The organism is Flavobacterium sp. LMO8 (assembly GCF_009495755.1).
In the GTDB taxonomy this organism is placed as follows: domain Bacteria; phylum Bacteroidota; class Bacteroidia; order Flavobacteriales; family Flavobacteriaceae; genus Flavobacterium.
In genome coordinates this window covers 144,286-158,494 of sequence record NZ_WIBJ01000015.1, presented here as the reverse complement: position 1 = coordinate 158,494, position 14,209 = coordinate 144,286, and the positions used below count along the sequence as shown (strand labels likewise).

At 32.5% G+C, this 14,209-nt stretch carries 11 protein-coding genes and 1 tRNA gene; 8 read left to right on the top strand and 4 right to left on the bottom strand.

Features of this window, described 5'->3' with window-relative positions:
- Nucleotides 1-57 precede the first annotated feature (57 nt).
- From GFJ94_RS02640 to GFJ94_RS02630, 3 genes are read left to right on the top strand one after another with little or no spacing between them, the layout of a single operon-like run.
- Complete coding sequence (locus GFJ94_RS02640; RefSeq protein ID WP_153200042.1) at nt 58-753, top strand: head GIN domain-containing protein; 696 nt, start codon at nt 58-60, stop codon at nt 751-753.
- Nucleotides 754-802: 49 nt separating this feature from the next.
- Nucleotides 803-1,498, top strand: a complete 696-nt coding sequence (locus tag GFJ94_RS02635) for a LysE family translocator (protein WP_153200041.1) — start codon at nt 803-805, stop codon at nt 1,496-1,498.
- Between the two features lie 53 nt (nt 1,499-1,551).
- The gene (locus GFJ94_RS02630) at nt 1,552-2,190 is read left to right on the top strand and encodes a GldM family protein (protein ID WP_153200040.1); all 639 of its coding nucleotides are present in this window, start codon (nt 1,552-1,554) and stop codon (nt 2,188-2,190) included.
- A gap of 31 nt (nt 2,191-2,221) precedes the next feature.
- Here GFJ94_RS02630 and GFJ94_RS02625 read toward each other — a convergent pair.
- Both GFJ94_RS02625 and folB read right to left on the bottom strand, forming a co-directional pair.
- A tRNA-Cys gene (locus GFJ94_RS02625) sits at nt 2,222-2,292 on the bottom strand.
- 162 nt (nt 2,293-2,454) lie between these two features.
- Complete coding sequence (gene folB / locus GFJ94_RS02620) at nt 2,455-2,814, bottom strand: dihydroneopterin aldolase (RefSeq protein WP_153200039.1); 360 nt, start codon at nt 2,812-2,814, stop codon at nt 2,455-2,457.
- 131 nt (nt 2,815-2,945) lie between these two features.
- On the opposite strand from folB, the gene GFJ94_RS02615 reads away from it, so the two are divergent.
- A complete protein-coding gene (locus GFJ94_RS02615) occupies nt 2,946-4,628 on the top strand; it encodes a glutamine--tRNA ligase/YqeY domain fusion protein (protein WP_153200038.1) in 1,683 nt (560 codons plus the stop codon).
- A 418-nt stretch (nt 4,629-5,046) separates the two neighbouring features.
- On the opposite strand, the gene GFJ94_RS02610 is transcribed toward GFJ94_RS02615, so the two are convergent.
- The gene (locus GFJ94_RS02610) at nt 5,047-6,021 is read right to left on the bottom strand and encodes an SPFH domain-containing protein (protein ID WP_153200037.1); all 975 of its coding nucleotides are present in this window, start codon (nt 6,019-6,021) and stop codon (nt 5,047-5,049) included.
- A 98-nt stretch (nt 6,022-6,119) separates the two neighbouring features.
- Here GFJ94_RS02610 and GFJ94_RS02605 point away from each other — a divergent pair, with 98 nt between their 5' ends.
- A complete protein-coding gene (locus GFJ94_RS02605; RefSeq protein WP_153200036.1) occupies nt 6,120-6,767 on the top strand; it encodes a PorT family protein in 648 nt (215 codons plus the stop codon).
- A gap of 34 nt (nt 6,768-6,801) precedes the next feature.
- On the opposite strand, the gene gltX is transcribed toward GFJ94_RS02605, so the two are convergent.
- Nucleotides 6,802-8,316: a glutamate--tRNA ligase gene (gene gltX / locus GFJ94_RS02600; protein ID WP_153200035.1), complete on the bottom strand. Its 1,515-nt coding sequence runs from the start codon at nt 8,314-8,316 to the stop codon at nt 6,802-6,804.
- 210 nt (nt 8,317-8,526) lie between these two features.
- Here gltX and GFJ94_RS02595 point away from each other — a divergent pair, with 210 nt between their 5' ends.
- From GFJ94_RS02595 to mnmG, 3 genes are read left to right on the top strand one after another with little or no spacing between them, the layout of a single operon-like run.
- Entirely contained in the window at nt 8,527-11,841 is a 3,315-nt protein-coding gene (locus GFJ94_RS02595) for a DUF4175 family protein (protein ID WP_203228638.1), read from the top strand.
- A complete protein-coding gene (gene ybeY / locus GFJ94_RS02590) occupies nt 11,834-12,253 on the top strand; it encodes an rRNA maturation RNase YbeY (RefSeq protein ID WP_153200034.1) in 420 nt (139 codons plus the stop codon). The genes GFJ94_RS02595 and ybeY overlap by 8 nt, the downstream gene beginning before the upstream one ends.
- 56 nt (nt 12,254-12,309) lie before the next feature.
- Nucleotides 12,310-14,181, top strand: coding sequence for a tRNA uridine-5-carboxymethylaminomethyl(34) synthesis enzyme MnmG (mnmG, locus tag GFJ94_RS02585; protein WP_153200033.1), 1,872 nt, complete (start codon nt 12,310-12,312; stop codon nt 14,179-14,181).
- The last annotated feature ends 28 nt before the right edge of the window (nt 14,182-14,209 follow it).

The window sequence follows — 14,209 nt, the reverse complement described above, 5'->3', positions numbered from 1 at the left end:
ATACAAATGTTAATAATCATATTGACATTAATGTATTTTAAAAAATATATTTAAAAAATGAAAAAAATAGTTTATAGTTTACTGTTAATTAGTTCGATAGCTTTTGCTCAAACCGGCACGAGCGATAGCGAACTGGCGAAGCAAAAACAAGTTGGCGATTTTACCAAAGTAACCGCTTTTGATAAAATTGATGTAAACTTAGTAGCTTCATCTGAAAATAAAATTGTTTTAACTGGAGCTAATTCGCAAGAAGTAGAAGTAGTTAACAAAAATGGTGAATTAAAAATCAGAATGCCTTTAACTAAAATGTTAAGTGGAGACGATGTTTCCGCTACGGTTTATTATAAAAAATTAGATGCTGTTGAAGCAAATGAAGGAAGTAGAATTGCTTCAAAAGATGAAATTTCAGCGATTAATTTTGATATTATTTGTAAGGAAGGTTCTGAAATTAAACTAATTAATTTACAAGCTGATAGATTGCAAGTAAGAACTTCTGCAGGAAGTATTGTTACCATTAAAGGAAATGTAAAAAATCAAGATATTTTATCCAATTCTGGTGGAAAATACGATGGTCAAGATTGTAAAACGCAACAAACAGTAGTTACAGTAAACGCTGGTGGAATAGCTCACGTATATGCAACTGATTTAGTCGATGCTAAAACAAGAGCAGGTGGTGAAATAAAAATCTACGGTAAACCAAAACAAATCAACGAAAAGAAAATAGCTGGAGGAACTATCGAACAAGCGAAGTAATTTGATAATAATTTCTTAACTTCGTAGTTCCAACTTTTAACTTCGTACTTTGTACTTACACGATATACTTACCGCAATTCCTTGGGGACTTTTGTTAGCTTTTTCAATTGGTCCTGGTTTTTTTGTTTTACTTGAAACCAGTATTACCAAAGGTTTTAGAGCGGCATTTACTTTTGATTTAGGAATTGTTTTTAGTGATATTATTTTCATTTTAATAGCTTATTTAAGTACCAATCAACTTTTAGAACAATTAAAAGATAATCCAACTCTTTTTGTTATTGGCGGAATTATCATGTTGGCTTACGGATTAATTTCGTTTATTCAACTCAAAAGAAATTTCAAAAAGCAAACAGAAATTGAGCAAGACGATGATAATATTCCAAAGAAAAATTACTTTGCTTTATTTTTTAAAGGTTTTTTATTGAATTTTATCAATATTGGTGTTTTAGGTTTTTGGATGATGATTATCATTACATATGGACCTCAAATGGAAATGAACACTTCACGAATTTCTGTCTTTTTCGCCTCAATTTTAGTATTTTATTTATTGTTTGATGTGGCTAAGATATTATTAGCAAAACAATTGAAGCACAAATTAATTCCAGCAAATATTTACAAAATCAAACGAGTGATTAGTATGGTAATTCTAATTTTTGGTTTGTTTTTTATCCTACAAGGTTTCTTCCCAAAAGAAAAAGAAATGATAACGAATAAGTTGTTACCTGATACAACCGTTAGTGAGTAATATTTTTAATGTTTGTCATCCTGAACTCGTTTCAGGATCTAATTTTTAAACCTATGAAATACATTTTATTCTTCTTGTTTTCTCTATCAATTTACGCTCAAGACACCATTCCAGCTTCAAAAAGTGTTGTTGCTTTAGATAAAATGAATGTGGTTTATCGTGGTGTTCCAAATCCTATTTCAATTGCTGTAAATGGGGCAAAATCATATCTTGTTTATGGAAAAGGTGTATCAAAAAAAGAGGACGGAAGTTATGTTCTTCGTCCCGGTTCTGGAAATGAAACCATAGTATTTGTTGAAATAGAAAATTTTAATGGTTATAAAGTTATTGAGGAACATGTTTTTAGGGTTATAAATTCATCTGCACCAAAAGGAACATTAAACGGTTATTATACTAATAGAGGAGAGTTGCTATTTACTTTAAATGAGTTAAAAAGCGCTATTGTTGGTGTAAATTTTATAGAATATTTTGGAAATGAAATTGAAGTAAAACAATTTAATATAAAAATTCCTAATCAACCAACGATTACAGTCTCAGGAAATACTTTTTCAGAAGAAATTGTTAATCTTTTTAAAAAAGTTAAAAAGAATGATGTGATAATCATTTTTGATATTAAAGGTGTATACGCAGGAAAATATGACGGTTTAATAAAAAAACCAGCACCTATAACTTTTAGAATTGTAAAAGAATAAAAAAACCTCCTAATTTCTTAGAAGGTTTTAGAGGCATCGCCCGGATTCGAACCGGGGTAGACGGTTTTGCAGACCGCTGCCTAGCCGCTCGGCCACGACGCCATTAGTTGAACGGACTGCAAATGTATATAAAAAGTTTAAAGTTTAAAAGTTTAAAGTTTAAAAGTTTACCATTTTACCTTATTTTTTAGTTGAAAAAATAAACATTAAAAATCATTATAGACTTAATTTTTTAACTGCCAACTATTTACTGAACACTGAATACTAATTTCTAAACTCTTCCATTTCAATAGTCACCGCTTCTACATCACCACCAATTGGAGGATTTAGTTTTGAAACCGCTAATTTTATTCGAGAAATTGACGGAATTTCCGCAAAACATCTGGTAATAATGCGTTGGGCAACATGTTCTAATAATTTAGAACGAATCGCCATTTCTTCCACTACAATTTTATTTAATAACACATAATCAACCGTATCAGCTAATTCATCGGTTTGAGAAGACTTACGTAAATCGGTTTTAATTTCTAAATCTACACTATAATCCGAGCCAATTTTTCCTTCTTCTATCAAACAACCATGATAAGAGAATGTTCTGATATTTTGTAATTTAATAGTTCCCATAAATTTTTAGTTTCAAGTTTGAGGTTTTTTTGGTTTCAAGTTGTTTTTCTTTATTCAAAGTTACATAAAACCTGAAACTTTTAAACTTGAAACCTGAAACATTTTCTATCTTTGCATAAATTTTTGATACTATGTCAACAGAAGAAAAATCATTGAATTTTATAGAACAAATCATTGAAGAAGATTTAAAAAATGGTTTGTCAGCAGATAAATTACGTTTTCGTTTTCCACCAGAACCAAATGGGTATTTGCATGTAGGTCATGCCAGTGCTATTTGTTTAAATTTTGGTTTAGGAATCGATTATAAAGCGCCAGTAAATCTTCGTTTCGACGATACTAACCCTTCTAAAGAAGAGCAAGAATATGTTGACGCTATTAAGCGCGATGTAGAATGGCTTGGTTTTCAATGGGATAAAGAATGTTATGCTTCTGATTATTTCCAACAATTGTATGATTGGGCAGTGGAATTAATCAAAAAAGATAAAGCGTATGTAGATAGCCAAACTTCGGAAGAAATGGCGCAACAAAAAGGAACTCCAACGCAACCAGGAACCGATTCTCCTTACAGAAATCGTTCTATCGAAGAAAATTTAGACTTATTTACTCGCATGAAAAACGGAGAATTCGAAAAAGGAACTCACGTTTTACGTGCTAAAATTTCGATGGGTGCTAACAATATGTTGATGCGTGATCCTATTATTTATCGTATCATGCACGCACATCACCACAGAACAGGAAACGATTGGTGTATTTATCCAATGTATGACTGGGCACATGGTGAAAGTGATTATTTAGAACAAATTTCGCATTCATTTTGTACGTTAGAATTCTTACCTCACCGTGAATTATATGATTGGTTCTTGAATCAAATTTATGACCCAACAAAGGTGCGACCAAAACAAAGAGAATTCGCGCGTAGAAATTTATCACATACTGTTGTTTCTAAACGTAAATTATTGCAGTTAGTTGAAGAAAAGCATGTTACAGGTTGGGATGATCCGCGTATGAGTACGATTTCTGGTATGAGAAGACGTGGTTATACACCAAATTCTATTGTAAATTTTGCTAACACAATCGGAATTGCAAAACGCGATAATTTGATTGATGTTTCGCTTTTAGAATTCTGTGTTCGTGAAGATTTGAATAAAGTTGCACCTCGTGTAATGGCAGTTTTAGATCCTGTGAAATTAGTAATTACGAATTATCCTGAAGGTCAAGAAGAATGGTTAGAAGCCGAAAATAATCCGGAAGAAGAAGTAATGACATACAGAAAAGTGCCATTTTCTAAAGAATTATATATCGAAAGAGAAGATTTTCAAGAAGAAGCACATAAGAAATTTTTCCGATTAACTTTAGGAACTGAAGTACGTTTAAAAAATGCGTATATCATTAAAGGTGAATCAGTTGTAAAAGATGAAAACGGAAAAATCACAGAAATTCACGCTACTTACGACGTAGATTCTAAATCAGGAAGTGGAACAGAAGCAAGTCAAAGAAAAGTAAAAGGAACTATTCATTGGGTTTCGATTCCTCACGCAAAAGAAGCTGAAGTTCGTGTGTATGATAGATTATTCACCAACGAAAGTCCAGATAAAGACAAAGAAGTAGATTTTAAAGAATTTATCAACCCAAATTCATTAAAAGTAATTACAGGTTATGTGGAACCAAGTTTAGTTACTTCAAAAGAATTAGATCATTTTCAATTTCAACGTTTAGGATATTTCTGTGTTGATAGAGATTCAACAGCTGAAAAATTAGTTTTCAACAAAACGGTTGGTTTAAGAGATACTTGGGCAAAAATTTCGGAATCTTAAAAATTTCGCTTTTGTCATGCTGAATTTATTTCAGCATCTAAATTTATATTTCAAACGTGTCAGGTTTTTAAAACCTGACACGTTTTATTTTATATATAAATCTTATTTAATAATTAAAAAATAATCATAAAAAACTATTATTAGTAAAATCTATTAAAACTCAATTTTTAATAATTAAAAACTTAAAAAAGTGACTTTCATAAATAAATTCTAATACAACAACTTTTTTAAGTAAAGTGTTTTTACATCTTTGTTAATGAAAGTGGCTGAAATCGCTTATTTTAATTTTAAGCAAAAAATCACTTGTTTTTAATCCTGACAGGTTTCAAAAACCTGTCAGGATTCTTTTTTAAAAATGATATACAAAAAAACCACCAATTAAAAATTGATGGTTTTGAAATTTAATTTGATAATTCAATTATACTTCTTCAGATTCTTCTTCAGTTCCAAATTCGTCTTTTTGATTTTTCTTACTCACTTTTTTGATGTTACCTTTTTTCATCATTTCACCTACTTGGTTTGAAGCACTAAAAGAAGCTACCATGTTGTTTAACATATCACTTCCGGCTTGAGGTGAATTTGGTAATAAAATTAAATTACTATTTGCATCTGCACCAATGGCTTGTAAAGTATCGTAATGTTGCGTTACAACAATTAAAGCGGAAGCTTCTTGAGAATTAATTCCCACTTTGTTCAACACATCTACAGATTCTACTAAACCACGAGCAATTTCTCTTCTTTGGTCAGCAATACCTTGACCTTGAAGTCTTTTACTTTCTGCTTCTGCTTTTGCTTTGGCAACAATTCTGATTCTTCCAGCTTCTGCTTCGTATTCTGCTGCTGTTTTTTCACGGTCAGCCGCGTTAATACGGTTCATCGCATTTTTAACTTGAATATCTGGATCAATATCTGTAATTAATGTATTGATGATGTCATAACCATAAGTTGTCATCGCTTCGTTTAATTCACGTTTTACTGCAACTGCAATATCATCTTTACGTTCAAAAACGTCGTCTAATTTTAATTTTGGAACTTCAGCACGTACTACGTCAAATACATAAGAAGTAATCTGATCGTGTGGATATTCTAATTTATAAAATGCTTCGTATGCTTTTTCTTGTAATACTTTAAACTGAACCGAAACTTTCATTTTAACAAATACGTTATCTTTAGTTTTGGTTTCGATGATGACATCTAATTGTTGAATTCTTAAATTAACTCTTCCAGCAATTCTATCCACAACCGGAATTTTTAGATGTAAACCTGAATTTCTCAAGCTAAGGAATTTTCCAAAACGTTCTACAACCACCACAGTTTGTTGTTTTACGGTAAAGAAAGAAGATAAAAGGACAATTAATCCAACGAAAATAATTGGAAACATAATAAACTCCATAATGTTTAGTTTTTAGATTTATAGTTATACGCTTTTTAAAGTAAAAAGTTACAAAAACAAATTTATAAACCCTATTTTTGCCACCTAAATTTATATAAATGAAGAAATTAGTTTTTATTTTTCTAATAATTTCAAGTGTTGCAATGGCGCAACGTGGACACAAAGACAGTAACCGAATAGGAATTGGTGCGGGTTTAACCCAATTAAATATTTATACCGATAATTTTACCGTAACTCCAGAAAGTGGATGGATTGGTGGTTTAAGTGTTAGAGGAAACTATTATAACAACTGGCAAATGAGTTTTGGTATGTTTTTTACGGATAGTAATTTCTCTATTCCAACATTAAAAGGATTGCAACAAACGCAAACGAATTTTAAAATGTCGGCGGTTCAAATTTATATTGTACCAAGTTATGTAGCGGTTAAAGACCATTTAAATTTAGAATTTGGTCCAGTTTTACAAGTAAATGGTAAATTAGGAATTGATAAAGACGATGAAAACAATTTATTGTTAGATCAACCCGGTTTAATTGCCAAAGACATTGTAGATGTTTCTAAAATTAACGCCAATTTCTATGTGGGAATTAACGGTGGAGTCAAAAATGTAAGAGCAAGAATAGGTTATCAATATGGTTTAACGAATTTCTTCGGAAACTTAAAAAACAACGATAACGTAAAGTTACTTGGCGAAAAAATGAAAGGAAATATTGGTTTGATTAGTGGTCAGATTACGATATATCTTTAACCAAAAACCCTCTGAATTCAGAGGGTTTTCTTTTTTATAAACTAGCTATTGCTTTTTCAATTCTTTTCACCGTTTCGGCTTTTCCTATCATTTCGATAATGTCGAATAAATGTGGGCCTTTTAAAGTTCCTACTAAACTCAATCGCAACGGTTGCATTACTTTCCCCATTCCAATTTCGTTTGTTGTCATCCATTCTTTTAATAAGGTTTCGATGTTAACTGAAGTAAAATCTTCAATTTTCTCTAATTCTGAAATCACATGTTGCATTAATCCTGGTGTTTCTTCTTTCCAGTTTTTAGCTGCTTTTTCATCGTAAGATGTTGGCGCTTCAAAGAAATAATCGGCTAAATCCCAAAACTCATTCACAAAATGCGCTCTTTCTTTAATCATTCCCACAATCTTTGTCAAATCGAGCGATTCCGAAACTTCGGAAGAGATTCCTTTTTTATTTAAAATTGATTTAAAGCTTTCCGCTAAACTTGCATCACTTTGCTTTTGTAAATACTTATGATTGAACCATTTATTTTTCTCTGGGTCAAACTTCGCTCCTGCTTTGTGAATTCGGTTTAAATCAAATTTTTCTACCAGTTCTTCTAATGAGAAAATCTCTTGTTCGGTTCCGTCATTCCAACCTAATAAGGCTAAAAAGTTGATCACCGCTTCTGGGAAAAATCCGTTTTCTCTATAACCTGACGATTTTGTCATGCTGGAAGCATCATTCCATTCTAAAGGAAATACTGGGAATCCCATTTTATCACCATCACGTTTTGATAATTTTCCGTTTCCAATTGGTTTTAAAATCAATGGTAAATGTGCAAATTCGGGTGCGTTCCAACCAAAAGCTTTGTATAATAAAACGTGTAAAGGCATCGATGGCAACCATTCTTCACCACGAATTACATGCGAAGTTTCCATCAAATGGTCATCCACAATATTCGCTAAATGATACGTTGGCATTCCATCCGATTTGAATAAAACTTTATCGTCTAATAAATTCGTATCAAATTTAATATCGCCACGAATGATGTCTTTTAATTCTAAAATTTCATTCACAGGCGTTTTAAAACGGATAACATAATGTTCACCATTTGCAATTCGTTCCGTTACTTTTTCACGTGAAACTGTCAACGAGTTATCCAAATGTTCTCTAACCGAATGATTATAAATGAATGTATTTCCATTGGCTTCTGCTTCTTTTCGCATTGCATCTAAACTCTCAGCCGTATCAAAAGCATAATACGCCCAACCTGAATTAATCAATTGGTCCGCATATTGTTGATACATCGCTTTACGTTCGCTTTGACGATAAGGTCCGAATTTTTCATTTTTCCCAACGGTTTCTTCTGGCGCAATTCTCAGCCATTCTAAAGCTTCAAAAATATAGGCTTCTGCTCCTGGAACAAAACGCGTTTGATCGGTATCTTCGATTCTTAAATAGAAAGTACCACCATGTTTTTTTGCAAATAAATAATTGAATAAAGCGGTACGAACACCACCAATATGCAAAGGTCCGGTTGGACTAGGTGCAAATCTTACTCTTACTGACATTTCATTAAATTTTGTGCAAAGATACGATTTGAATTTTGATTTCGTTGATGATGGATGATGGAAGTTAGATGATGGAAGTATGAAATAAAACCTGAAACCTGAAACTTTAAACCTGAAACAAAACTCATATGTTAAGTTTCACCAAAAACCTATTGACTAATCACGTAAGATGTTGTAATTTTATCGGTTATAAATAGTATATCAACAATATTGGAAGCAAAAAGCATCATTTTCGATAAGCTCGAAGGGTTTATCAAGAAGTTTTACACCAACGAACTGATAAAAGGAGTCATTCTTTTCATCGGTTTAGGCTTGTTGTATTTCATTTTTACTTTATTGATTGAATACTTTTTATGGCTATCCACATCCGGAAGAACTATTTTATTCTGGTTGTTTGTTGGTGTTGAATCGTTTTTATTGATTAGATTCATCGCTTTTCCGTTGTTTAAATTATTCAAATTACAACAAGGAATCAATTACGAACAAGCGTCGGAAATCATTGGAAATCATTTTTCGGAAGTACAAGATAAGTTGTTGAACTTTTTACAATTGGCCAATCAAAGTCAAACTTCCGAATTATTAGCAGCCTCAATCGAACAAAAAGCAGCTTCGTTACAACCGATTCCATTTTCAAATGCTGTGAATTTTGCTAAGAACAAAAAGTTTTTGCCTTATGCGATTATGCCAATTCTATTACTGATTTTGTTCTTCGTTACCGGAAATTCCGAAATCATTTCGAATAGTTTTGCTCGAGTTGTGAATTATGAAACGAAATTTGCTCCACCAGCTCCTTTTGAATTTGTGGTGTTGAATAAATCTTTAACCGCACAACAGAATTCCGATTTTGTACTTCAAGTTAAAACGCAAGGAAAAGTAATGCCTGAAAATATTGCCATTCAAATTGGTGATGAAGAATATTTTCTACAAACCACTAAACCTGGAGTTTTCGAATATACGTTTTCAAAATTATCAAAAGATGTTACCTTTTCTCTTTTAGCAAATGGATTAAATTCGAAAGAGTATCAGATTAATGTTGTCGATGTTCCTACGATTGCCAACTTTGAAATGGTGTTGCAATATCCTTCTTATTTAGGTAAAAAATCCGAAGTTATTCAAGGAACTGGAAATGCTGTGGTTCCCGAAGGTACAGTTGTGAATTGGAGAATTAATGCTTTGTCAACGGATAAAGTGAGTTTCAAATCGAATAATCAATTGAGTGTTTTTGCCAATAAAGAAAACAATTTTTCGCTTTCAAGAAGAATATCGGATAATTTGAGTTACGAAGTAATTACATCGAATAGAAACATCAACGAGTTCGAAAAATTGTCGTATCAAATCGCAACGATTAAAGATCAATATCCAACAATTTCTGTTCAAATTGCTCCTGATTCATTAAAATTAAAATCAAAAATGATGATTGGTCAAGTTGCCGATGATCATGGTTTATCGAAGTTACAAGTTGTTTTTTATCCAAAAGGAAATCCTTCTGCAACACGAAAAGCGAATTTAGCCATTAATAAACAAGCGGTGGATCAATTTATTTATTCATTTCCTAATGGTTTATCTATTGAAGAAGGTGTAAATTACGAATATTACTTTGAAGTATTTGATAATGATGTAGTTAACAATTATAAAAGTGCAAAATCTTCGGTTTTTCTTCATTATGAATTGACTGAAGAGCAAAAAGAAGACAAACAGTTGCTAGAGCAAAATGAGAACATTAATAGTTTAGAAAAATCGCTTCAAAATCAAGAGAAGCAAATTTCTGAATTGGACAAACTGCAAAAGATGAATAAAGAGAAATCTAGTTTAGATTTCAAAGATCAAAAGAAGGTAGAAGACTTTATCAATCGTCAAAAACAACAAGACGAAATGATGAAAGAATTCACTAAAAAGTTAACTGAGAATTTGGAAGAATTCAATCCAAAAACACAAGATAAAGACAAAGAAGAATTATTACGTCGTTTAGAAGATGCCGAAAAGCAAGTAGAAAAGAATGAAAAACTTCTTAAAGAATTAGAAGAGCTTTCTAAGAAATTAGAGAAAGATAAATTATTTGACAAAGCGGATAAGTTAAAACAAAATGCAAAAAATCAACAACAGAATTTAGAACACTTAGTCGAATTGACGAAACGTTTTTACGTAGAACAAAAGGCTGAACAGATCGCAGATAAATTAGACAAGCTTGCTGAGAAGGAAGAAAAATTAGCTGATGACACTAAAGAAAATAACAAGGAAAATCAAGATGCCATCAATAAAGAGTTTGACGATATTAAGAAAGAACTTGAAGATTTAGACAAAGAAAATAAAGAATTAAAAGCTCCAATGGATATTCCTAATGATAAGAATGAACAAGAGGATGTGAAAAAAGACATGGAGAAAGCTTCTGAGGAATTGCTAAAACAAAACCAGCAGAAAGCAAAACCAAAACAAAAATCTGCTGCTGCAAAGATGAAACAGATGAGTCAGAAAATGGCCCAATCTATGCAATCAGGTGAAATGGAACAAATGCAAGAAGATGCTAAATTGTTACGCCAGATTTTGGATAATTTATTAGCTTTTTCATTCGATGAAGAGAGTTTAATTAAGACAACTAATTCATCTCAAGTTCGTTCTTTGCAATTAAACAAAGTATTAAAAAAGCAACAAGATTTGAAGCTTCAATTCAAACACGTAGATGATAGTTTGTTTGCTGTTGCCTTACGTAATCCAAAAATTACCGAAACCATTCTAAATGAAGTTGGCGAAATTCATTATAATTTAGACAAGACTTTAGAAACCTTAGCAGATAATAATATTCAGAAAGGAGCTTCACATCAACAATATGTTTTAACCTCTGCCAATCGTTTAGCGGATTATTTAAGTAATGTTCAAAGTGAAATGAACATGGAAATGCAAGGTCAAGGTTCGGGAAAAGGCAAACCAAAACCAGGCGGAGGAAAAGGAATGCAGTTACCAGATATCATTAAACAACAAGAAGGTTTAGGTGAAAAAATGAAAGACGGTATGAAACCCGGAGATAAACCCGGAGATAAGCCAGGTGAAAAGCCCGGTCAAGGAAAACAAAAGGGGCAATCGGGTGAGAATGGTGAAGATGGAGAAAATGGATCTGAAGGAAACGCTGGTAAAGTTTTAGAAATTTTGAAAGAGCAAAGACAGTTGCGTGATGCTTTACAAAAAGCATTAGAAAAAGAAGGAATGACAGGTCAAGGGCAGAATGCTTTGAATCAAATGAAGGATATCGAAAAACAACTAATTAATAAAGGTTTTAAAAACGAGACCTTGCAAAAGATGTTGAATTTAAAACACGAACTTTTAAAATTAGAAAAAGCGATTCAGCAACAAGGAGAAGATACTAAGCGTCAGTCAAAAACAAATGATAAGAACTATAATGGTATCACTACTCCACTTTCAAAGGAATTAAAAGAATATCTGAATAGTGTTGAAATATTAAACAGACAAAGCTTACCTTTGCAACCCAATTTTAACCAGAAGGTTCAAAACTATTTTAAAGACAATGATTAGTTTTAATTACGAAACAGATTTCGAACTAGAAAACGAAGCACAATATGTAGATTGGATTTCTCGTATTATTGAATCTGAAGGATTTGATGAAGGTGAAATTAATTATATTTTTTGTGATGACGAATACTTACATAAAATCAATGTAGAATATTTAGATCACGATACTTTAACCGATATTATTAGCTTCGATTACACAGTAGGAAATTTAATACAAGGTGATATCTTCGTTTCGGTGGAACGAGTTAAGGATAATGCTGTTGATTTTAATGTTTCTTTTGAAGAGGAATTAAAACGTGTATTATCACATGGTGTTTTACACTACTGTGGATATAAAGATAAATCTCCAAATGACGAAGCTTTAATGCGTTCGAAAGAAGAAGAAAAAATGCAAATGTTTCACGTGGAACATTAAGCTTATAAACTAGAATTTTTTTAAATGTTTCACGTGGAACATAATATTTATAAAAGATGTTTTTAAATCAATATGATGTAATTGTTGTGGGTGCTGGACATGCCGGTTGTGAAGCTGCTGCTGCTGCTGCCAATATGGGGTGTTCTACTCTTTTGGTGACAATGAATCTTCAAAACATTGCACAGATGTCGTGTAATCCTGCCATGGGAGGAATTGCAAAAGGACAAATTGTGCGTGAGATTGATGCCTTGGGCGGATATTCTGGAATTGTTTCAGACAAGACCGCAATCCAATTCAAGATGTTGAATAAATCAAAAGGTCCTGCGATGTGGTCGCCAAGAGTGCAATCGGACAGAATGCGTTTTTCGGATGAATGGAGAACGATGTTGGAGAACACTCCGAATTTGGATTTCTACCAAGAAATGGTGGCTGGGATTTTAGCTGAGAACGGAAAGATTGTTGGAGTGAAAACTTCACTTGGAGTGGAAATCAAAGCAAAGTCAGTTGTGTTGACAAATGGAACTTTTTTGAATGGATTGATTCATATTGGTGATAAGCAATTTGGTGGTGGTCGTGCAGGAGAAAGTGCTTCTTTCGGAATCACAGAAGATTTAGTAAAATTAGGTTTTGAATCGGGAAGAATGAAAACTGGAACACCTCCACGAGTTGATGGTCGTTCTTTGGATTTTTCTAAAATGACAGAACAACCTGGTGATGAAGTTCCAGAAAAATTCTCGTATTCTAATTTGACCGCTCCTTTAAAAACACAACGTTCTTGTTGGATGTCCTATACTTCGTTAGAAGTGCACGATATTTTACGTGAAGGTTTTGACAGAAGTCCAATGTTCAACGGAAGAATCAAAAGTTTAGGTCCTAGATATTGTCCTTCGATTGAAGATAAGATTAATCGTTTTGCTGATAAAGAACGTCACCAACTTTTCGTAGAACCAGAAGGTTGGACAACTTGCGAATATTATATCAACGGCTTCTCTACTTCGTTACCAGAAGATGTTCAATTCAAAGCTTTACGTTCGGTAGCCGGATTTGAGAATGTGAAATTTTTCAGACCAGGATATGCAATTGAATACGATTACTTCCCTCCTACGCAATTGCAACACACTTTAGAAACTAAATTAGTAGAAGGTTTGTATTTCGCAGGACAAATTAATGGAACAACTGGATATGAAGAAGCAGCTTCTCAAGGTTTGATGGCAGGAATAAATGCTGCTTTAAAAGTTCAGAATCGAGAACCGTTTATCCTTAAAAGAGATGAAGCGTATATTGGAGTTTTAATTGACGACTTAATTACTAAAGGTACAGAAGAACCTTATCGTATGTTTACTTCGCGTGCTGAATACAGAACTTTACTTCGTCAAGATAATGCCGATTTTAGATTAACACCAAAAGCATTTGAAATAGGTTTAGCTAAAGAAGAACGACTAATCCGAATGGAACAAAAATTCTCCCAATCAGATGCAATGGTAAATTTCTTTAGAGAAACAAGTTTAAAACCTGAAGAAGCTAATCCGATTTTAGAAGCTAAAGGTTCTGCTCCAATGAGTCAACCCGATAAAATGTTTAAAGTGTTCTCTCGTCCTCAATTGGATTTGGAAGATTTTAGAAAGTTTAAAAAAGTAGCAGCTTATATCGAAGAACATAATTTAGATCAAGAAGTAGTTGAGCAAGCCGAAATTCAAGTGAAGTATTCTGGTTATATCGAAAAGGAAAAAAACAATGCTGATAAGTTGACTCGATTAGAAGATATGATTATTCCGGATAATTTCAATTTCGATAAAATCCAATCCATTTCAATTGAAGCCAAACAAAAATTAAATAAAATTCGACCAAGAACTATCGCACAAGCATCACGAATTAGCGGAGTTTCGCCAAGTGATATTTCAGTGTTGTTAATATATATGGGAAGATAAGAAAGTGTTCAGTGTTCAGTTTTTAGTA